This is a genomic window from Deinococcus depolymerans, assembly GCF_039522025.1.
GTDB classification, from domain to species: Bacteria; Deinococcota; Deinococci; order Deinococcales; family Deinococcaceae; genus Deinococcus; species Deinococcus depolymerans.
The window spans coordinates 96,000-116,218 of record NZ_BAAADB010000030.1; the positions used below are offsets into that span (position 1 = coordinate 96,000).

General features: G+C 71.0%; 17 protein-coding genes and 1 tRNA gene. 10 read left to right on the forward strand and 8 right to left on the reverse strand.

What is annotated here, in order from left to right; translation table 11 throughout:
• Window positions 1–87: 87 nt before the first annotated feature.
• Together secD and ABDZ66_RS15060 are read right to left on the reverse strand one after the other, a co-directional pair.
• Window positions 88–2,382, reverse strand: a complete 2,295-nt coding sequence (secD, locus tag ABDZ66_RS15055) for a protein translocase subunit SecD (RefSeq protein ID WP_343760622.1) — start codon at window positions 2,380–2,382, stop codon at window positions 88–90.
• 148 nt (window positions 2,383–2,530) lie between these two features.
• Window positions 2,531–2,875: a hypothetical protein gene (locus ABDZ66_RS15060; RefSeq protein ID WP_343760625.1), complete on the reverse strand. Its 345-nt coding sequence runs from the start codon at window positions 2,873–2,875 to the stop codon at window positions 2,531–2,533.
• Window positions 2,876–3,116: 241 nt separating this feature from the next.
• On the opposite strand from ABDZ66_RS15060, the gene ABDZ66_RS15065 reads away from it, so the two are divergent.
• Window positions 3,117–3,698: a hypothetical protein gene (locus tag ABDZ66_RS15065; protein WP_343760627.1), complete on the forward strand. Its 582-nt coding sequence runs from the start codon at window positions 3,117–3,119 to the stop codon at window positions 3,696–3,698.
• 337 nt (window positions 3,699–4,035) lie between these two features.
• On the forward strand, window positions 4,036–4,656 hold the full coding sequence (locus ABDZ66_RS15070; RefSeq protein ID WP_343760629.1) for a hypothetical protein: 621 nt from the start codon (window positions 4,036–4,038) through the stop codon (window positions 4,654–4,656).
• Window positions 4,657–4,713: 57 nt separating this feature from the next.
• On the opposite strand, the gene infB is transcribed toward ABDZ66_RS15070, so the two are convergent.
• From infB to rimP, 4 genes are read right to left on the reverse strand one after another with little or no spacing between them, the layout of a single operon-like run.
• A complete protein-coding gene (gene infB / locus ABDZ66_RS15075) occupies window positions 4,714–6,492 on the reverse strand; it encodes a translation initiation factor IF-2 (protein WP_343760631.1) in 1,779 nt (592 codons plus the stop codon).
• A gap of 2 nt (window positions 6,493–6,494) precedes the next feature.
• Window positions 6,495–6,854 (reverse strand): YlxR family protein, encoded by a 360-nt coding sequence (locus ABDZ66_RS15080; protein WP_343760635.1) that lies wholly within the window; start codon window positions 6,852–6,854, stop codon window positions 6,495–6,497.
• 3 nt (window positions 6,855–6,857) lie between these two features.
• Window positions 6,858–8,042, reverse strand: coding sequence for a transcription termination factor NusA (gene nusA / locus ABDZ66_RS15085; RefSeq protein ID WP_343760637.1), 1,185 nt, complete (start codon window positions 8,040–8,042; stop codon window positions 6,858–6,860).
• Window positions 8,043–8,101: 59 nt separating this feature from the next.
• Window positions 8,102–8,563 (reverse strand): ribosome maturation factor RimP, encoded by a 462-nt coding sequence (rimP, locus tag ABDZ66_RS15090; RefSeq protein WP_343760639.1) that lies wholly within the window; start codon window positions 8,561–8,563, stop codon window positions 8,102–8,104.
• A 205-nt stretch (window positions 8,564–8,768) separates the two neighbouring features.
• On the opposite strand from rimP, the gene ABDZ66_RS15095 reads away from it, so the two are divergent.
• Window positions 8,769–8,843 (forward strand) — tRNA-Val (locus ABDZ66_RS15095).
• Window positions 8,844–9,264: 421 nt separating this feature from the next.
• Here ABDZ66_RS15095 and ABDZ66_RS15100 read toward each other — a convergent pair.
• Window positions 9,265–10,002 (reverse strand): YkgJ family cysteine cluster protein, encoded by a 738-nt coding sequence (locus ABDZ66_RS15100; RefSeq protein WP_343760641.1) that lies wholly within the window; start codon window positions 10,000–10,002, stop codon window positions 9,265–9,267.
• A 35-nt stretch (window positions 10,003–10,037) separates the two neighbouring features.
• Here ABDZ66_RS15100 and ABDZ66_RS15105 point away from each other — a divergent pair, with 35 nt between their 5' ends.
• From ABDZ66_RS15105 to ABDZ66_RS15130, 6 genes are all read left to right on the forward strand, one after another.
• Window positions 10,038–11,057 (forward strand): HD domain-containing phosphohydrolase, encoded by a 1,020-nt coding sequence (locus tag ABDZ66_RS15105; RefSeq protein ID WP_343760643.1) that lies wholly within the window; start codon window positions 10,038–10,040, stop codon window positions 11,055–11,057.
• An 82-nt stretch (window positions 11,058–11,139) separates the two neighbouring features.
• Window positions 11,140–11,991, forward strand: coding sequence for a phosphotransferase (locus tag ABDZ66_RS15110; RefSeq protein WP_343760645.1), 852 nt, complete (start codon window positions 11,140–11,142; stop codon window positions 11,989–11,991).
• A 68-nt stretch (window positions 11,992–12,059) separates the two neighbouring features.
• A complete protein-coding gene (gene upp, locus ABDZ66_RS15115; RefSeq protein WP_078305035.1) occupies window positions 12,060–12,683 on the forward strand; it encodes a uracil phosphoribosyltransferase in 624 nt (207 codons plus the stop codon).
• 95 nt (window positions 12,684–12,778) lie between these two features.
• The gene (locus tag ABDZ66_RS15120) at window positions 12,779–13,984 is read left to right on the forward strand and encodes an MraY family glycosyltransferase (RefSeq protein ID WP_343760648.1); all 1,206 of its coding nucleotides are present in this window, start codon (window positions 12,779–12,781) and stop codon (window positions 13,982–13,984) included.
• Window positions 13,981–15,159, forward strand: a complete 1,179-nt coding sequence (wecB, locus tag ABDZ66_RS15125; RefSeq protein ID WP_343760650.1) for a non-hydrolyzing UDP-N-acetylglucosamine 2-epimerase — start codon at window positions 13,981–13,983, stop codon at window positions 15,157–15,159. Before ABDZ66_RS15120 ends, wecB begins: the two co-directional genes overlap by 4 nt.
• 136 nt (window positions 15,160–15,295) lie before the next feature.
• Window positions 15,296–16,234 carry a diacylglycerol/lipid kinase family protein gene (locus tag ABDZ66_RS15130; RefSeq protein WP_343760652.1) on the forward strand — a complete coding sequence of 313 codons (939 nt, stop codon included), beginning with the start codon at window positions 15,296–15,298 and terminating at the stop codon, window positions 16,232–16,234.
• Between the two features lie 197 nt (window positions 16,235–16,431).
• On the opposite strand, the gene ABDZ66_RS15135 is transcribed toward ABDZ66_RS15130, so the two are convergent.
• Window positions 16,432–17,145, reverse strand: coding sequence for a hypothetical protein (locus tag ABDZ66_RS15135; protein WP_343760654.1), 714 nt, complete (start codon window positions 17,143–17,145; stop codon window positions 16,432–16,434).
• A 161-nt stretch (window positions 17,146–17,306) separates the two neighbouring features.
• Here ABDZ66_RS15135 and ABDZ66_RS15140 point away from each other — a divergent pair, with 161 nt between their 5' ends.
• Window positions 17,307–20,207, forward strand: a complete 2,901-nt coding sequence (locus ABDZ66_RS15140) for a hypothetical protein (RefSeq protein WP_343760656.1) — start codon at window positions 17,307–17,309, stop codon at window positions 20,205–20,207.
• Window positions 20,208–20,219 lie beyond the last annotated feature (12 nt).

The window sequence follows — 20,219 nt, forward strand, 5'->3', positions numbered from 1 at the left end:
TGTCGAGTGACACGTCTGACGGCTCTTGGTGTATCAAATGAAAACCGCCCCCGGAGTGACCCGGAGGCAGCGTTCAGGCAGGAATGCTCAGGCCTTCGCGGCCTGCGCCCCCGCCTTGCGGCGACGGTTCCACTCCTCGAAGTACACCACCAGCGGCGCCACGATGTAGATGCTCGAGTACGTCCCGATGATGATCCCCACCAGCAGTACCAGGCTGAAATCACGCAGCACCGGGCCACCGAACACCAGCAGGCTGATCAGCGGCAGCATGGTGCTCACCGACGTCATCACCGTCCGCGACAGCGTCTGGTTGATGCTGGCATTCACGATCTCGCGGTACGGCCGCCCACGCATCTCCCGGATGTTCTCGCGGATACGGTCCGACACGATGATCGAATCGTTCAGCGAGTACCCGATCAGGGTCAGCAGCGCCGCCACGGACGCGATGGTGAACTCCAGCCCCAGCAGCGAGTACAGGCCCATCACGATCGCCACGTCATGCAGCACGGCCAGGATGCTGCCCAGTCCCATGATGAAGTCAAAGCGGAAGCCCACGTACACCAGGATCAGGGCCATCCCCAGCAGCACCGCCTTCACGGTCTTGTCGGTCAGCTCCTTCCCGACCGCCGGCCCCACCGTCTCGGTCGACTGCACCTCACCCTGCGGCAGCTTCGTGATGGCGGCGCTCAGGCGCTGCGTCTCGGCCACCGTCAGTTCCGGCACCTTGATGGTGTACGTCGCGCCGCTCATGCCCGGAACCACGTCCCGCTGAATGCTGGCGCTCTGCTCCGTCACCTTCGCCACGCCCGCACCCGCCACGGCCGAACGCACGGCCTCGGTATCGGTGGCGGCCGAGGTCTTGATGGCCAGGGTGGTGCCGCTCGTGAAGTCCACGCCGTAGTTCAGCGGGCGGGTCGCCAGCACCACGCCACCGGCAATCGCGAGCAGGACGCTGAGCGTCGTGATGATCGGCGCCGGCCGGATGAAGTCGATCTTCGTGTCCTTGATCCACTGCGGGGCGCTCATGTTCGGCCGACGCTGCGCGAGCCACTCCATGAACCACTTCGCGAACACCAGGTTCGAGAACGTCGCCGCGATCACGCCGATCATCAGCGTCACCGCGAAGCCCTTCACGGGACCGGTCGAGTAGTTGTACAGCGCCAGCGCCGACAGCAGGTGCGAGGCGTTCACGTCCAGAATCGCGGCCATGGAGTGCTGATAGCCCGCCCCGATGGCGTTCTTGATGCCCTTCCCGCGGTACAGCTCCTCCTTGATGCGCTCGAAGGAGATCACATTCCCGTCCACGGCCGCGCCGATCGTCAGCACCAGACCCGCGATGCCCGGCAGCGTCAGCGTGGACCCGAAGCCGGCCAGCATGCCCAGGATCACGACGCTGGAGAACAGCAGGCCCAGCGCACCCACCAGCCCGAACCAGAGGCCGTAGTACGCGAAGAGCATCACGAACACCAGCGCGATCCCCACCACGGCCGCAATGGCGCCGCTGCGGATCGCGTCGGCCCCCAGCGTCGGCCCGATGGAGCGCTGCGCCTCGGTCTTGATCTTGATGGGCAGCGCCCCGGACTTCAGCACCAGCGCGAGCTGGCCAGCTTCCTCGGCGTCGAAGTTCCCGCTGATCTGCACGTCCCGGAACAGGCGCTGCTGGATGGTCGCCACGCTCTGAATCTGGTCGTCCAGGACCACGGCCATCAGCTTGCCCACGTTCTTACCCGTGAACTCCCCGAAGGTGGTGGCACCCTTGTCGGTGTTCTGGAAGGTGACGATCCAGCGCCCCGACTGGGGATCGGTGGCCGCCTGGGCATTCTGGATGACCTCACCGGTCGCCTCCACCGGCCCGAGCTGCGCCAGGGTGTAGCCGCCCGAACGGGGTTTCTCGGCCGCCAGTTTGGGATCGGGCTGCTGGTTGGGCTGCACGATACGGAACTCCAGGCGTGCGGTCTGCTGGATGATTTCCAGCGCCCGCTGCTGCACGGCCGGAGTCGCGCCGGGAATCTCGACGACGACGCGCTTGCCGCCGGCGACCGTCACGGTCGGTTCGGCCACACCCAGCGCGTTGATACGGTTCTCGATGACCGTCTTCACGCGGTCCAGGTCATCCTTGGTCGCCTTGCCGGACTCCGGGGCGAGTTCCACGCGCAGGCCACCCTTGAGGTCCAGGCCCAGCGTCATGAACTGGAACTTGTCGTTCCAGACGCTCCAGAGATTGTTCTGGTGCTCCCAGGGACGCCAGATGAACGCCAGGGACGCCAGCAGCGTCAGCAGCAGCAGCAGCCCGGTCCAGAGGTTGGGTTTCGACGCCGTGGGTGCGGCGCGGCGCGGCGGCGGACGCCGGCCGTTCTTGTTGCGATTATTACCGTAGGTCACAGGAACAACTCCAGAAGAAAGAGAGAGAGAGAGGAGGAAAGGGCCCGTCCAGCTTCCCCGCAACGCGGGAGCCACTGAAGACCGGGCGGTCTGCCGGAGAAGGGGCGGGACAGAACCGGCCCCTTCCCGGCTGGCCGGGAGCGGTCCCTCAACCCCCGTCCGACTGCCGCCTGCCCAGCACGCTCAGGACCGGGCGGCGCAGTGGCGGCGACCAGCGCACAGACGGCGACTCAAGGCGGACCCGCAGGCCCGGCACCCGGAACGGCGCGGGCGGCGGTGAGGCCGGGAACGGCACCGGCACCGGCGCACCCGGCGCGGGCCGTAATTCCGGCAGGACCGGCGTGACCCGCCCCGACGACACCCGCCCGCCCACGTCCGGGGCCGGCGCAGGCGTCGAGAAGCCCACGGCCAGCAGCGACAGGAACGTCAGCACCCCGGGCCACGCGCTCAGGCGGGCCAGCCACGCGGGCGGGAGGGACAGCAGACGGATCAAAGCGACCCAGCATAGCAGAACCCCGCCCCACCCCCGGGCACCCGGGTCACCGGCCGGCACCGCGCCTGTTAGCCGCCCCTTAACACCGGTCCTGCACACTGCCGGCGTGGCTGAACTCCGGAGCTCAGTCCACAGCGGCACGCAATGTTCAACGCCTGGCCCCCGGCCGCCCGCACCGCGTCATGAACGGTCCGGCTCCCGCCGCCACGGGCCACCCATCCCACCACCACGGAGCGTCCCCATGCGAACCCCACTGAAGACCCGCCTGCCCCTGATCGCCCTGGCCACCCTGCCCCTGACGGTCGGCCTCGTGTTCGCCCAGCAGGGCGGCGCGGGCACCAGCGCCAGCAATACCACCGCTGCCCCGCAGCGCGTGAAACCCGCCCAGCCCGGCCAGACCCAGAACGGACCGGCGCAGAACAGCCAGACCCAGGGCCAGCAGGACCGCGCCGCCCGCAGCGGCACCAACTACGCCGACACCTTCATCAAGAACCTCGCCGCGCAGCTGAACACCACCCCCGAGAAACTCAGGGCGGCCGCCGTGAAGGCCGGCACGACCACCATCGACGCCGCCGTGAAGGCCGGAGACATCCCCGCCGACCGCGCCGCCGACATGAAAGCGCGCCTCGCCGAGAACCCCTTCGGCTTCGGCGGCGGACGCGGCCACGGCATGCGCGGCGACCACGGCCCCCGCGACGGTCAGCGCGGCCCACGCGGTCAGCAGCCCGGCGCCCCGGCGGGCAGCGCGGACCAGGGCGGCACGTACCAAGGCGGCACGGACCAGGGCGGGGCGGCCGCCAGCGACACCACCAGCGGCACCTGAACCCCACACCCTGCCCCCCCCAGAAGCCCCCCGTCCCCGTGGCGGGGGGTTGGTCATGTGAGGCGCCCACGCCGTCAGCGGGCAGGCACAATCGGCAGGGTGACTGCCTTCACGTCCCTGCCCGAGACGCCGCCCGGACTGGGCCTCCGCTGGCTGGCATGCTGGGTGCTGCTGACCCTGCTCGGCTGGTACGGCGTGACCCTGATGCCCCTGGCCCGCCCCCTGGCCGCAGAGACCGGCCCGCCCCTGACCGGAGAGCCGCCCAGCGCCTTCATCCTGTTCGGCCTGAACGCGGGACTGGCCCTGAGCGTCGCGTTCGCCTGGGGCCGCGCCGAGGGTGACCGGGGCTGGACGGCCCGCGCCGCTGGCCGTGGCGATCCTGTGGCCGCACCTGCCGAACCTCTGGCGGGCCCTGCGGAACGAACCCACCCGGCCGCTGCCCGCCCCGCCTGGACTGCCCGGCTCCCGCCCGCTGCGGGCACTCGCGCGGGTGGTGGTTCTGGGGTACGTCACCTGTGCGCCCCTCCTGACCACCCTGGACTCCGTGCAGAAGTGGTCCCCCCGTCCCGTTCCCCACGATCTTGCGGGCGTGTACCGCGTCACGGCCGACTCCCGCCCCGCCCCGGACATCGCGGACGACTGCCGCTGGCGCACCCTGGCCCTGAACGCCCACCGCACCAGCCTCGCTCCGCTGTACCGCACCGAGCGGATGAACTGCCCGGATGACCCCGCCACAGGTGCCGGACGCTACGAGGTCAGCGGTCAGACCCTCACGCTGACCCAGGCGGGCGGCTCCCCGCAACGTCTGCGCTGGGCGCGTCAGGGCGTGCAACTCACCCTGACCGGCCAGGAGAACGGCGCTCCCTTCACCGTCATCCTGGAACCCATACCTGCCCGCGACACCCGCCTGCGGGACGACCACTGGCGACTGTTCGTCACGCCCGCCGCGAACGAGTGACCGCCGCCACGAAAAAGCCGGAACCCCACGCGGAGGTTCCGGCTTTCACGGTGAAGCTTAGTTCTGCTCGACTTCCACCATCTCGCTGGCTTCGATGATGTCGCCTTCCATCACGTCGTTCCAGTCGAGGTTGATGCCGCACTCGAAACCGGTCCTGACTTCGCGCACATCGTCCTTGAAGCGCTTGAGGCCCACGATGGTGCCCTCGTAGACGACCTGCTTGCCGCGCGTGACCTTGGCCTTGGCGTTGCGCTTGAAGAGACCGTCGGTGACATACGAACCGGCAATGGTGCCGCTCTTGGGGTGCTTGATCAGCATCCGCACCTCGGCGCGACCCAGGTACTGCTCCTCGAACACGGGTTCGACGTTGCCCTTGATCAGGCGGTCGACCTCGTCGATGAGCTCGTAGATGATCCGGAAGGACTTGATATCCACGCCCTTGGTGTCCGCGACCTTCTTCACGCCGCCCGACGCGGTGACGCTGAAGCACAGGATGGTCGCCTCGGCGGTGCTGGCCAGCAGCACGTCACCCTCGGTGGGCGCGCCGATGCCGGCGAGCATCACGTTGATCTTGACGTCGTCGCTTTCCTTGCGGGCCAGGATGCCCTGGATCGCCTCGACGCTGCCCTGCGTGTCGGCGCGCAGGATCAGGTTCACGGTGCGGACGCTGCCGAGCGGCCCCATCATCTCTTCGAGGGTCAGGCGGCGCTGCACGCGGGCGTTCTCGGCGTCGCGGCGGTCACTGGCGCGCGCGGCGACGATCTCGCGGGCGGCGTGCTCGTTCTTGGCGCTCTGGACCTTCTCGCCGCTGCTGGGCACCTCGCTGAAGCCCAGGACCTGCACGGGCGTGCTGGGTCCGGCTTCCTTGATGCGGTTGCCGTTGCTGTCGGTCATGGCCTTGATCTTGCCGTAGTTCTCACCGACAACCAGGAAGTCGCTGACGTGCAGCGTGCCTTCCTGCACCATGACGGTGGCCAGCACGCCCGCCTGCTTGTCGACCTTGCCCTCGATGATCACGCCGCCGAAGGTGCCCTTGGGGTCGGCGCGCAGGTCCTCGAGTTCGGCGGTCAGGCTGATGTACTCCAGCAGGTCCTCGACGCCCTCGCCGGTCTTGGCGGAGACGGGCACGACCACGAGGTCGCCGCCGTACTCTTCGGGCACGAGGTTCAGCTGGGTCAGGTCGGTCTTCACGCGGTCCGGGTCGGCCTGCGGCAGATCGACCTTGTTGATGGCGATCAGCATGGGGACGTTCGCGGCCTGCGCGTGCGCGATGGCCTCGCGGGTCTGCGGCATCAGGCTGTCGTCGGCGGCAATCACGATGATCGCGATGTCCGCGACGTTCGCGCCACGCGCGCGGATGGTCGTGAAGGCCTCGTGGCCGGGCGTGTCGATGAACACGATCTTGCCCTTGCTGGTCTGCGCCTCGAAGGCCCCGACGTGCTGGGTGATGCCCCCGGCTTCCTTGGCGGCGACCTTGGTCTTGCGGATGTAGTCCAGCAGGCTGGTCTTGCCGTGGTCGACGTGACCCATGATCGTCACGACGGGCGCGCGGTGCGGGATCTCGCTCGCGGCGCTCTCGGCGGGGGCGCTGGCCGTGGCGGGCGTTTCGGGGGTGACGGTTTCGGCGGCCGTTTCCGGTGCGGCGGCCTTCGCCTCGGCGGGGGCGCCCGAGGCGGCTTCCTCGGCGAGCAGCTGCTTGATCAGCTCGACGGTGTCTTCCTCAATGGTGCTGCTGACGCTCTTGTAGGAGACGCCGAGACCGTCGAGCAGTTCCAGCATTTTGGCGTTATCGACGCCAAGGTCCTTGGCGAGGGTATAGATTCGAACTTTCGACATGCTCACCTCCGGTGAGACCCGTCACGGACCCGTGCGGGTGCGTGCGGGGTTGATTCTGGTGCGGCCGGTACAGCGCCGCTGAGATCAGGTCGGTCGGATGCGCCCCGTCCGGTCAGGAGGGCCGCGATGGCCGGTGCCTGCGCGCCGAACGCGCGGCGGAGTCGCCCCTGCTGCCAGCAGTCCGGGGAGTCGGCGCACACGTACGCGCCGCGCCCCACGCGCGCTCCGGGCCGCAGCGCCCATCCCGCGGCTGTCCGCGTCAGGCGCGTGAATTCCGACTGGGGACGCCGGCGGCGGCACGCGACACAGGTCCGTTCCGGCGTGTGCCGGTCCGGGCTGCGGGGAGCGGGGGAGACCGTCAACTCTTACTCCTGAACGTCGTCCGGGCTGGCGGTCGCGACCGACTTGCTGTCCTTGAACAGCGCGTCGAATGCGGACTGGGCGTTGCCGCTGTCGCGGCCTTCCTGCTCGTCGGCCAGCGCCTGCTGCATCGCGGCGTCCAGGTCGCTGATGGCCGCCGTCTCGCGCAGGTCGATCTTGAACCCGGTCAGCTTGGCGGCCAGGCGCACGTTCTGCCCGCCCTTACCGATGGCCAGGGACAGCTGGTCGGGCGTGACGGTCACGGTCGCCTCGCGGCGGTCGGGTTGCACCTCGATCAGGCCCACCTTGGCGGGCGAGAGCGCGTTGCGGATGAAGTCGCGGGTGTTGGCGTCCCAGAGGATCACGTCCACGCGCTCGCGGCCCAGCTCGCCCGTCACGGCCTGGATGCGGTTCCCGCGGTGACCGATGCACGCGCCGATGGGGTCCACGTTGCTGTTATGGGAGAACACCGCGACCTTGGAGCGCTGACCGGCCTCGCGGCTGATCGCCTTGACCTCCACGATGCCGTTGGCGACCTCGGGAATCTCCTGCTTGAGCAGGTAGTCCAGCAGACGCTCGTCGGCGCGGCTGGCCAGGATGGTCGGGCCCTTGGGGGTCTTGCGGACTTCCTTCAGGTAGATCTTCACGCGGTTGCCCGGCGTGAGTTTCTCGCCCGGAATCTGCTCGCGGGGCGGCAGGATCGCCTCGCCGGCACCGAGTTCCACGAACCAGTTGCCCTTGTTGTCGCTGCGGACCACCTGCGCGGTCAGCACCTGACCCTCGCGGTCCTTGTACTCGTTGAAGACCACGTTGCGTTCCGTTTCGCGCATCTTCTGCGTCAGGGTCTGCTTGGCGGCCTGCAGCGCGATGCGGCTGAACTTCTCGCGGTCGACGGGGAACTCCATCTCCATGCCGACTTCCACGCCGGGATCGAGTTCCAGCGCGTCGGCCAGCGAGATCTGCAGGTGCTCGTCCTCGACCTTCTCCACGACCTCGCGCACCACGAGCACTTCCAGTTCACCGCTCTGCGGGTCCAGGTGGACCTCGATGCGCTTGTCGGGCTCGACGTTGCGGGTGTAGGCCTGCGCGAGCGACTGCTCGAACGCCTCGATCAGCTGCATCTCGTTGATGTTGCGGGCCTGCGCCACTTCTCGCAGGGCGTCGGCAAAGTTGAATTCTGGCTGGGTCATCTCACTCTTCCTTGTTGGGGGGCAAAACGGGGCGTCCCGCGCGGCGGGCCCGGCCCGACTTAACGGTGACGGTCCGGGAACTCCGCGAGGTTCGCCTGGAATTCCCCGGCGCGCAGGGTCACGCGCTCACCGGCCACGTCGAAACTCACGAGGTCACCGTCGACCGCGGCAATGGGCGCCGTGAAGGCGTGTCCCTCGCCGCGCACGCGGGCCTTGAGGCCCAGCATCCGCTCGAAGTGCCGGGCGCGCGTCAGGGGACGCTTGGCGCCGGGCGATTCGAATTCCAGGCGGTACTCGCCGGTGATGGGGTCCACCCGGTCGAATTCCGCCTCGGCGGCGCGGCTGGCTTTCGTCAGGTCCTCCACCGTGACGGGTTGCTCGTCCAGCCGGTCGATGCGGACCAGCACGATCGGCTGCCCGCCCAGGTTCTGCACCTGCACTTCCAGCACCTCGAACCCCAGCGGAGTAAGGGCCGACTGCGCGATCTGCTCAAGTTGATTGTTGCTTCCGTTGTTATTCATATTGTGTCGGCTGTGAATCCAGCCTGAAAACCACCCCCTCCACGAAAAAAGGTGGGTTGCCACCCACCCCTCGTTCGAGGAATTACGCTCCCAGTATACCCGAAACGCCGCCTCCCGCGCGCCGCCGCTCACAATGCCCCCTGCCCCGGCCGCGCCGCCCCCTTGCAAGCCTGACCCCACGCCCCTTAAGATGTCAGGCCGCAGCGGGCGGTTAGCTCAGCGGTAGAGCGCTCGCCTTACACGCGATTGGTCGGGGGTTCAAATCCCTCACCGCCCACCACGCACAGCGTCCCCGGATGAAAGGTCCGGGGACGCTGCTTTCGGCTGGGGCAGGGGAGCGGGCCGCGGGGACGAGGAAGCGGGGAGTCGGCCATGGGTGATGGACTTGAGTGTGATGGGCTTGACGGGCTCACGCACGCCGCGCACACGCTGTTCCACTCACCACGCGTTTCGTTCACACCCCGCCAGCGCACCGGGTTGCCAACGCCACGCCCGACCGTCCTCTGTGCGCCCACTCTGCGGGACCGCTCTCCGAGTCCGTATCATACAGACTGCCGTTTGTTTCGCCGACAATCCGGAACTTCACCGGATTGCCAGCTCCACGTCCGGAACCCGATTTGCTCCTTCTCTGCGGAGAAGCTCTCCGAGTCGCATCCGCTCGGATCGAACGGGCTTTGCAGCCCCTTCAATCGGAGTCCGTATCACTCCATTTCCAGCAGCATCCGGTGTGCCAGCCCCCGCCCGGACGCGATCTGCCACGCGGCGCGGGCGTTGCCCTGCGAGACGGCCGACATGAACCGGGAGTCGGCCCCCAGGGTGGTCAGCAGCCAGAAATCCCCCCAGACTTCCAGGCCCCAGCTCTGGCGCATGGCGCGGGAGGCCGCGACCCACACGGGTTCAGACAGGTGCTCCAGCGGCGCGATGAAGTGCAGTTCGCCGTCGGTGCCGGGGGTGCGGGCAACCTCGCGGCGGTACTCGGCCTGCTCGCGGCGCGTCATGCGTTCCAGGGTGCCGCTCTCGCAGTACGTGGCGGGAAAGGCGCTGAAGGTGTCACGGCAGCGGGTGGGGCGCGCGTCGTACTGGCTGCACCCGCCGGTCTCGCGGTTCAGGATCGGGCAGTAGCCGACCTCGTCGCGGTGGCGCTGCACGTACTGCTCGTCGCTGCGGGCGGTGCGGGCGTTGGCGACGGCGGCGCGGGCGTGCGCCTCGACCGCGCGGGCCTGCTCGGGGGTCAGGGCGGCCGTCATGATCAGCGCCTCGGCCAGACTGACGCGGATGGGCATGTTGCAGCACGCGAAACAGCCGGCGCCGCAGAACACGCGGCCACCCTGCTGCTGGTAGCGGCCCAGCCAGCGTTCGGCCTGCTGGGCATAACGGGCGTAACCGGCCCGGACAGGATCGGTCACGGCGGCGTGGGGGGAGGGGCGTGCCTGGGTCATGAGGCGCAGCGTAGCGCGGGTATACTACGGGCAACGTGTTCCGACGCCCCCGTACCCAGCCCCCGGCCCCAGGCACTCCTGACCCGCGCAAGACCGGGATTTCGGTGCCGGGAGAGCCGCTGGACGCCACGCGCGTCCTGTCGGACCTGCTGTCCCGACCCTCGCAGGAGGGCATCCTGGAAGGCGCGCTGTCGTACGCCGCGACCCTGCTGGGCGGCGCCGTGCAGGGGTACGCGGTCGTGCGGCGCGGCCAGGACCGCGTGGCGGCCGTGTTCGGCTACCCGAAGGAGCTGCTGGGCGCGGCGCTCAGCGGTCCCTGGTCGGCCCTGCGGCCACGCGTGCTGGCCGACGGTTCCCGCGAACTGTACGAGCAGAACGGCCCGGAGGTCACGGCCCTGCTCGACAGCTGCGGCCTGCGGGACGTGACGGTGTCGCTGGTCGTGCCGCTCAGCGACCGGGGCCGGAACCTGGGCGCGCTGGTCCTCGACCGCACCGGCCCGGAAGGCGTGACGCCCGGCGCGCAGGAGGCCGTCACGAAATGGGCGGCGGCCGTCGCGCCGCTGCTGGGCGTGCTGGAGGGCCGCGAGGAATGGCGGCAGGCGGCGCGGCAGCTGACCGCCGCCCTGGTCGAGGCGGTCGAGAGCCGCGAGTTCGATTCGCTGGGGCACGCGCAGTCGGTGGCGGACATCAGCATGAAGCTCGGGCGCATGGTGGGCCTGGCCGGGCGGGAACTGGACGAACTGTGGTTCGCGGCGACCCTGCACGACCTCGGCAAGCTGCACGGCGAGCCTGGGCACGCGCTGGTCGGCGCGAACTTCCTGCATGGCGTGCCGCACCTCGCCGAGGCGCAGAAGGCCATCCGCCACCACCACGAGCGCTGGGACGGGCAGGGCGAACCGGACAAACTGGCCGGCGAGGACATTCCCCTGTACGCCCGCATCCTGGCCGTCGCGAACGCGTTCGTGCGCATGGGCGACGTGGACCGCCTGAAACCGCACGCCGGCAAGGCCCTGGACGCCCGACTGGTCGGCCTGCTGGAGAAACTGCCGAAGTGAGCCGCGTGCCGTCTGTTCCGTTGACCGCCCGGGACCGCGCGGGGGAGCCCGCGACACACGACGGGACCGGCCGGAGCGCCCGTTGACCCTGAGGTCCGCCCCGCACGGAGACGCGCCGTCGCCCCGCTTCCCGGTGCTCGAGGCGCGCTTCGGGCCGCTGCGTCCCCTGGACGCCGGCATGCAGAGCCGCGTGTACGCCACGGCGGACGGCGTGATCGTGAAGGTCTACCGCAACCAGCAGGGCGACCACCGCACCGAGGCCGACAACCTGCGCCGCGCCGGGCTGGGCGACTGGGTGATCGACGCGCTGGAAGCAGACGGCATCGAGGCGCTCGTCATGCGGCAGTTCCCGGGCCGCCCGCTGCGTCCGGCCGACGTGACCCGCGCCGCCGGCCCGCTGCGCGCCGTGCTGGGCGCCCTGCACCGTGAGCAGCGCGGCGTGGTGGACCTGCGCCGCGTCCGCGAGCGTCTGCAGCGCTTCCGCAGCGCCCTGGCCGCCTACCCGCTCGAGGACCTGTTCGACGCGGTCGAGCTTCCCCTCGAACGCGGCCTGCTGGACCGCCCCGCCTCGTTCTGCCACCTGGACCTCTGGCACGACAACATCCTGATCACGGATCAGGCCGGGCCGGACCAGCGGCTGCTGGTGATCGACTGGACGAAATCCGGCTGGGACGACCCGCTGCGGGACCTCGCGCTGCTCAAGACCGGCACGCTGGACCTGCTTGCGCCGGACGAGAGCCTGCGGCTCGCGCTGGAGTTCCTGCCAGACCACGCGCCCATCACGCTCACCCGCTACCGCGCGTACCTGGCACTGACCACCCTGCACGACCTGTACTGGCTGCTGATGAACGAACCCTACGAATTCGACGGTCAGCGCGCCGAGAAACTGCCGCGCGCCCGGCACGTGCTGGCGCGGCTGCCGGCCCTGCCGTGACCCTGCGGCGGCAGGACCGTCCGGCGTCGGTCGCCTCCGGGCAGGCCCGAGCCGGTATCGTGGGGGGCATGGTTACTGTCGTTACCCACCCCCTGGTCCAGCACAAACTCTCGGTCATGCGTGACGTCCACACCGGCGTGAAGGAATTCCGCGAACTGGCCGGCGAACTCAGCCTGCTGCTCGCCTACGAGGCCATGCGCGACCTCGAGACCGTGCAGGAGACCGTGCAGACGCCCATCACCCAGGCCGAATTCCCGATGCTGAGCGGCAAGAAACTGGCCCTGGTCGCCATCCTCCGCGCCGGGCTGATCATGACCGACGCGATCGTGCAGCTCGTCCCGGCCGCCAAGGTCGGGCACATCGGCCTGTACCGCGACCCGGAATCCCTGCTGCCGGTCGCGTACTACAACAAGCTGCCCACCGACATCGCCGAGCGGCGCGTGTTCCTGACCGACCCGATGCTCGCCACGGGCGGCAGCGCCGTCGCCGCCATCGAACGCCTGAAGGAGGCCGGCGCGACCAGCATCAAGCTGATGTGCATCCTCGCCGCGCCGGAAGGCATCGCCCTGATCGAACGCGAGCACCCGGACGTCGAGATGGTCGTCGCGGCCGTCGACTCGCACCTGAACGACCACGGGTACATCGTTCCCGGTCTGGGAGACGCCGGCGACCGCATCTACGGCACGAAGTGACCGGCCGGCCGCCCCCGCCCGCCCCGCCCCGGCCGGCATGTCCTCCTTTGGTGTGACCTGACCCACCCGCCCAGCCTTTACACTTGGGGCCGTTTATGGATTCTTTGCAGGCTCTTGCCGCCCAACTGGGCATCTCCGACCTGACCGGACGCGGCTTCATCAGCGTGCTGGTCACCTTCTTCACCGCCTGGCTGTTCACGTGGGTGTTCATTCCGCGCCTGCGGGTGTTCGCCATTCAGGTCGGCTGGGCCGACCAGCCCAACGAGCGGCGCCTGAACAAGGAGCCGCTGCCGAACGCCGGGGGGCTGGCCATCTACGGCGGGTTCCTGGTGAGCATCATCGTGGCGTGGGCGCTGCGGCCCATCGCAGTGGACATCGTGAACATCCAGGTGCTGGCCATCCTGCTGGGCGCGTCCATGCTGGTGCTCGTCGGGTTCATCGACGATCAGTACGGCCTGTCACCGCTGTCGCGGCTGCTGGTGCAGACCCTGGCGGCCGTACTGCTGCTGGTGAACGACCTGCGCATCGACATCAACGCCATTCCGTTCCTGCCGGTCCTGCCCGAACCGCTGAACATGATCCTCTCGACCCTCATGACGGTCGTGTGGGTCGTGGCCCTCACGAACGCCGTGAACCTGCTCGACGGGGTGGACGGCGTGGTGGGCGGCGTGGCCTTCGTCGCGAGCTTCGTGCTGCTCGCGACCGCCTCGCAGTTCACGGACCGCGCGGCGGCCGTGGTGCTGCTGGCCGGCCTGTCCGGCGCGGCGCTGGGATACCTGCGGCACAATTTCAACCCCAGCCGCATCATCATGGGCGACGCCGGCAGCACCCTGTTCGGGTTCACGCTGGCCGCCGTGAGCCTGCTCGGCACCCTGAAATTCAGCGCGGGGGCCAGTCTGCTCGTGCCGCTGATCGTGCTGGCCCTCCCACTGCTGGACACCACCCAGGTCGTGATCGGCCGGCTGGCGCGCGGCATCCGCAACCCGCTGGGCCACCCGGACAAGACCCACATTCACCACCGGGTGCTGGCCCGCACCTCCAGCGCCCGCCGGACCGCCGTGATCCTGTGGCTGGTCGCGCTGGCCTGCGGGGCGCTGGGCATGAGCCTGCAGGGCGTGCGGCCCCCGGCGATCCTGGGCACCGTCCTGAGCGCCGCCGCCTGCCTGTTCTTCGTGGCGTACCGCCGCATCCGCGCCGGTCACCTCGAGCAGGCCGAACGTGACGCGGCCGACGCGGCCGGAACCCTTCACCCTACCCCGACCACGGGCCCGGACGCGGCCCGGGAGGACCTGAACCCATGACCACACCTGCCGTGACCCACCTCACCGGCCGCGCGGACCCCGCAGAGCGGACGGTCGTCCTGGCCTTCGGAACCCGGCCCGAGGCGACGAAGATGGCCCCGGTCTACCGGGCGCTTCAGGCCACGCCGGGCCTGCGGCCCCTGATCCTGTCCACCGGGCAGCAGCGGCAGATGCTGGACGCCGCCCTGAACGTGTTCTCGCTGACCCCAGACCGCGACCTGAACGTCATGACCGACCGGCAGACCCTGGCGGACCTGACCGCCCGCATCGTCCCGCAGGCCGGGCGGACCCTGCGCGAGATGGGCGCCGACATGGTCCTCGTACACGGGGACACCAGCACCAGCTTCTGCGTGGCCCTCAGCGCCTTCTACGAAGGCATCCCGGTCGGGCACGTCGAGGCCGGACTGCGCAGCGGCGACCTGCGCGAACCCTTCCCCGAGGAAGCCAACCGCCGCCTGACCGGCGTGCTGAGCACCCTGGACTTCGCGCCCACGCCCGGCAGCCGCGAGAACCTGCGCCGCGAGGGCAAGGGTGACCACGGCCTGTTCGTGACCGGCCAGACCGCCGTGGACGCCGTGCGCGAGGTCGCGGGCCGCGTCCCGCTGCGCTCCGAGTGGCAGGCGCGCGTGGACGCCGGCCAGCCGCTCGTGACCGTCACCATGCACCGCCGCGAGAACCAGCCCATGATGCGCGAGATGGCCCAGGCCCTGGCCCGCGTGGCCCGGGCGCACCCGGACCATCACTTCATCTACCCCGTGCACCTGTCGCCCGCCGTGCAGGAAGCCGTGCGGCCCGCGCTGGGGCACCTGCCGAACTTCGAACTGACCGAACCGCTCGACTACAGCGACATGGCCCCCCTGATGGCCGCCTCGCGCCTGCTCGCCACCGACAGCGGCGGCCTGCAGGAGGAAGGCGCGGCGCTCGGCGTGCCGGTCGCGGTGCTGCGCAACGTCACGGAACGCCCGGAGGGCGTGGAGGCCGGCGTGCTGAAACTCGCCGGGAACGATCCGGCGCAGCTCGAAGCCGTCCTGAACGACCTGCTGGACAGCGAGCCCACCCTGGCTGCCATGCGCGCAGCCCGCAACCCCTACGGGGATGGGCAGGCCGCGCGGCGCATCGCGCAGGCCGTCGCCTGGCACTTCGGGCTTCAGGACCGCCCGGCCGACTGGGAATAGAACCGCTCTCTGACCGGAGGCAGCGGGGAAAGAGGATTCCCCGCTGCCTCCGGTCCCGCTGCCGGGCGTTCCAGCGCCCCGTCCCGCCCGCCTTCGGCAGAGGCGCGTTCTGCCCGATGCCTTATGCTGATCGCCTGTGACTCCTGAAGGCAACCCACCCGCCGCGCACGCCACGCCGCACCTCGCGGTGGTGCTCAACCCGAATGCCGGGAACGGCCTGGCACTGCACGCCTGGCCGCGACTGGAACGTGAACTGCAGGCCCGGCACCTGAGCCACGAACTGATCCGCGAGGCCAGCGGCGGGGCGGCGCTGGCCCGGCTGCGGGCGCTGCCGGCGGGAACGGCGGTCATGGCGGTCGGCGGGGACGGCACGGTCGGGGCGCTGCTCCCCGCGCTGGTCGGAACGGGGCGGCCCCTGGCAGTCGTGCCGCTGGGCACCGGGAATGATTTCGCGGGCCTGCTGGGCCTGCGGCCCGGCGCATTCGCCGAGGCGCTGGACCGCCTGAACTACCAGCCGCGCGCCGTGGACGCCCTGCGCGTCACCATCCGTCAGGGGGACGGGGCGGGCCGCACCCACCTGCTGCTCAACGGCCTGGGCATGGGCTTCGACTCGGACGTCACCGCGAACATGGACCGCGCGCCCGCCCGGCTGCGCGGTTTCGCGCGCTACGCCTGGTCGGCCGTCGCCACCATCCGGCAGCTGAAGCTCACGCACGTGACCGTCACTGCCGACGGCCGGACCCTGTACGCCGGGCCGAGCGGCATCGTGGCGGTCATGAACGGTACCCGCTACGGCGGCGGGTTCATGATCAGCCCGGACAGCGACCTGCGCGACGGTCGCGTGAACGTCGTCGCGGGCGCCGACATGAACCGCCGGCAACTCACGGACCTGATGCTCCGTGTCCTGCGGGGCCGGCACCTGAAGCACCCACGCGTCCACACCTGCGCCGCGCAGCAGGTCACGGTCCGCTGGGACGCCCCGGTGCGGGTGCACCTCGACGGCGACCTGCACGGCCGCGTGACCGAACTGCACGTCGAAACCCTGCCCGGCGCCGTGCAACTCCTGAACGCCTGATACGGACTCCGATTGAATGGGCTGCAAAGCCCGCTGGGTCCGAGCGAAGCGAGTGGGAGCTGGGCGGGTTCCGGACGTGGAGTCGGCAATCCGGTGAAGTTCCGGATTGTAGGCGAAACAAACGGCAGTCCGTATGACACGGCCTCGGGTTGAATGGCTTACAAAGCCGTTCAACCCGAGGCCGTGTTACTACAGCGTTACTTCAGTTTGGCGAGGGCTGCCTTGGCTGCCTCGATGTTGCGCTTCTCCCAGAAGGTCTCGGCGCGCATGGTGATGGCCTTCTGGAACTGCGCGGCGGCCTCGGCCTTCTTGCCCATGGTGAGCAGGGCGTTGCCGTACTCGAAGCGGTGCACGGCCTCCTCGGGTTCCAGCGCGATGGCCTTCTCGAAGTTCGCGACGACGTTCCCGCGGGTGGCGCCGGTCGCCTGCACGGCGATGGCACCCTTGATGCCGCCGGCGTCCAGGTTGGCGTTCCACAGGCCCAGCGCGACGTACGCGCCGGCGAGTTTCGGGTCGAGCTTGATGGCCGCGTCGAGGTTTTTCTTCATGTCCTGCGCGAGGCCCAGGCTCTGGAAGATGCCGCTGAACTGCGCGAGGCGGCCCTGCGCGCGGGCCAGTTCGAAGTACGCCTCGGCGTTGTTCTTGTCCTTGGCGATGGCCTGCTTGGCGTAGCCCTGCGCCTTCTCGAACAGCGCTTTCTTCTGGTTGTCGGGGACCAGGGCGGCGCCGGCGGTGGTCGCCTCGGCGGCCAGGGACAGGCCTTCGCTGGTGTTCAGGGCGGCGGCGGCGGTGGCGGCGGCCTGCCAGTTGCCCTGGTCGAACTGACTCTGGGCAGCCTGCAGGGACTGGGCGGACGCGCCCCCGAGGGCGCTGACGGTCAGGGCAAGGGCGGCAGTGACAAAGATACGCATAGGGGTCCTCCGGTGGGGTGGTGCACGGTGAATTGAACGCTGTGCCGGAGTATACACACCTGCCGGCGCGGATTGCTGACGAGTTCGTCAGGAACGGCAAGCCTGGACTTTCATGAACCCGGTCCAGTCGGGGGCGGCGGAATGCTAAGCTCGCGGCAGACGTGGACTGGAAGGCGGTGCTCTCGGACCTTCGCGCGCACCTGCCCCCCGGTGGGGGCGGCGTGGTGCGCGGCAGTCTGCGCTGGCTGGAAGCCGAGATGCGCGCCAGCGGAGCCAATCCCTCGAGCGTGCGCAACATCATCTACCGCGACGTGGGCACCCCGGCCGACAAGGCGGCGCTGCGGGCCGTGCTGGCCGGCCTGGCCCGCGAGGTCGGCCGCCCCCTGCCGGACACGTCCCTGCCCGGGGCGCCGGCCGTCCCGGATGAACTGGACCTGCTGGGCCGCAGCAAGAAACGCGCCTATCGGCAGTTCCTGGCGGGCGTGCGGGCCGGGCGGGCGCCGCGCCTGATCGTGTGCGGGCGGACCGGGGCGGGGAAGACCGTGCTGCTGTCGCACGTGGCGCGCGCCCTGGCGGCGCAGGGCGTGCCGGTCCGGCAGCTGTTCCTGTCGGGCGAGGCGGCCGGGACGCTGCAGGCGCCCGCACCGGCCGGATCGTCGTTCGCGGCGCTGGCGCAGGCGCAGCTGGACGGGGCGCGGCAGGTGCTCCCGGCGACCGGGGCGCTGCTGCTGCGCGTCACAGGCGACCTGACCCTGCACGGCGGCCCGCCGCGCCTGCCCGGCGGGGAACCGACCGACCCGGCGACCTGGGCGGTCCGTTCTCTGCTGGAACGGGCGCCGTCCGGCGTGGCGGTCCTGCTGGCCGTCGAGGGGGACGCGCCCTCCGCGGCGCCGTGCGAGGTGATTGAACTGCGGCCCCCCACGGCGGCCGAGGCGCGCGCGTACCTGATGGCCCGCCTGAACGTCCCGCGTGCCGAGGCGGACCGGCTGGTTCAGGAGACGGGCCGGCACCTGGACCGCCTGACGCTGCTCGCCAGTCTCAGTGGCGGGGACGTGCGCCCGGCCGACCTGCTGAGCGACCCGGATTCCCGCCAGCTGACGGAACGCACCGCCGCCCTGAACGCCACCCTGGGCCCCGGTCCGGACCGTGCGCCCTGGCCGGACGCGCTGCTGCTCGCCCTGCTGGGCCGCTCGCCCGCCACGCTGCCGCCGCACGCGCGGGCGCTGCTGCGCGGGAGTCCGGACGCCGGCTGGCGGCCCGCGCCGGTCCTGTGTGCCGCGTGGGCTGCCGTGGCCCGCGCCGCGCAGACGGACGCCCTGCGGACCCTGGCCCGACTGGAGGACCCGGCGTTCGGCGCGTACCGGCTGGGTGCGCTGGCCGCCCTGCAAGACTGGACGGCGCTGGCCGCGCACGTCACGGCGCACCTGGACGACATCCGGCACCTGCCGGGCCTGTGGCCGGTCCTGCGGGCCGCGCCGCCCGGCCCGGACCGCGAGACGCTGGCCCGCGCGGTCGTCACGCACCACGCCGGCCGCGGCGAGTACAACGAACCCCGCGCCCGCGACGCGCTGTTCACCCTGATGGAAAGTCCACGTGACGCCGTGCGCGCCTGGGCCCGCGTGAAACTGGCCGAGAGCAGCCTGGAGGGCGGGAACATGGACGCCGCCCGCACGCAGCTGACCCACCCGGACGTGACGGGCATGGACCTGGTCGGCGCGGACGGAGCGGCCGCGCGGGATCCCTGGACGGTCGCGGCCCAGGCAGACGCGCTGCTGGTCCGCGCCGCCCTGGCCCGCTGGCAGGGGGACCTGACCGAGGCGACGCGCGCCGCCGTGGACCCGCGCGCGCAGCAGGGTGGTCCGCGCGCCCTGCTGTGGCGCGGCCTGATCGCCAAGGACGCCGGCCGCTGGGACGAGGCGCTCGGGGCGCTGCGGGCCGTGCCGGCGTCCAGTCCGCTGCTCTCGGCGCGCGCACGTTACCAGCAGGGGGACCTGCTCCTGCGGCTGGGTCAGCCCGGCGAGGCGCTGGCAGCGCTGCTGGACGCCTCGGCGCGGCTGGACGCGGCCGGCGGCGGCCCCGAGGAGGTCGCGCGGGTCCTGGCGCGCACCGCGACCGCGCAGCGCCGCCTGGGCCGCCCCGCCGAGGCGCTGGAGCGGCTGGACGCGGCGCTGCGTCTCGTGCCGGCCGACGACCGCCGCCACGCGGACGGCGTGCCACGGGCCCGGCTGCTCTCGGAGGGCGTGCCGATCCTGCTGGCCCTGGCCCGCCCGGACGACGCGCTGGCACAGGCCGCGCAGGCGCTGGAACTGTTGTCGCGCAGCGAGGTCCGCCCCGCCGAGACCCGTTACCGCGAGCGGCGCACGCTGTACCGCGTGGCGCTGGCCTACCTGTCGCGCGGCCTGGGCCGACCGTACCTGCAGCCCCTGCTGGGGCCGGCGCCCGGCGCGGACCACCCGGACCTCGCGCAGGCCCGCGCGATCCTGGACGGCCTGCTGGAGCAGGCGCAGCCGCGCGGGGACCGCGAGGAGATGCTGCGCTTCGACATGCTGCTCAGCCGCGCCCTGTGCGAACCGGAGTCCCGGCGGGCGCTGGCGTTCACGGACCGGGCGCTGGGCATGGCCGGGCACGCCTACGAGGAGGCGCAGGCGCGGACCATGCGCGCCGACGTGCTGCTGCGCGCCGGTCCGACCGACGCGGCGCTGGGGGACCTGAACCGCGCGCACGCCCTGCTGCGCCGCCTGGAGGTCAGTCCCGGTGCGGGGCCGCGCGGCGCGGCCCCCGATCCGGGATTGCAGGCGCAGCTGCTGGCCCTGGAGGCCCGCGCGACCATCCGGGAGGGCGCGGCGGCCCTGCGCTGGCTGCGCGGCGCCCTGCACGGCGGTCCCGGTGTGGACGGCGGGGAGCTGGCGCCTTTCCGGGTCAGCGTGTGGCGCGAGGCGGCCCTGGCGCTCGAGCAGTTCCACCCGGATCCGGCGGGCACGCTGCTTGACCTGGGCGTGCCCTTCGATCCGCGGGTGCTGCGGGCCTCGGACGCCCTGCGCCTGCACGGCCTGCACGGCTGAGCGTGCGGGGTG

Coding starts and splice junctions, on each gene's coding strand:
- infB (WP_343760631.1), bottom strand. CDS start 6,492: ATGTCGAAAGTTCGAATCTATACCCTCGCCAAGGACCTTGGCGTCGAT.
- wecB (WP_343760650.1), top strand. CDS start 13,981: ATGACCACACCTGCCGTGACCCACCTCACCGGCCGCGCGGACCCCGCA.
- nusA (WP_343760637.1), bottom strand. CDS start 8,042: ATGACCCAGCCAGAATTCAACTTTGCCGACGCCCTGCGAGAAGTGGCG.
- ABDZ66_RS15120 (WP_343760648.1), top strand. CDS start 12,779: ATGGATTCTTTGCAGGCTCTTGCCGCCCAACTGGGCATCTCCGACCTG.
- ABDZ66_RS15065 (WP_343760627.1), top strand. CDS start 3,117: ATGCGAACCCCACTGAAGACCCGCCTGCCCCTGATCGCCCTGGCCACC.
- upp (WP_078305035.1), top strand. CDS start 12,060: ATGGTTACTGTCGTTACCCACCCCCTGGTCCAGCACAAACTCTCGGTC.
- rimP (WP_343760639.1), bottom strand. CDS start 8,563: ATGAATAACAACGGAAGCAACAATCAACTTGAGCAGATCGCGCAGTCG.
- ABDZ66_RS15100 (WP_343760641.1), bottom strand. CDS start 10,002: ATGACCCAGGCACGCCCCTCCCCCCACGCCGCCGTGACCGATCCTGTC.
- ABDZ66_RS15135 (WP_343760654.1), bottom strand. CDS start 17,145: ATGCGTATCTTTGTCACTGCCGCCCTTGCCCTGACCGTCAGCGCCCTC.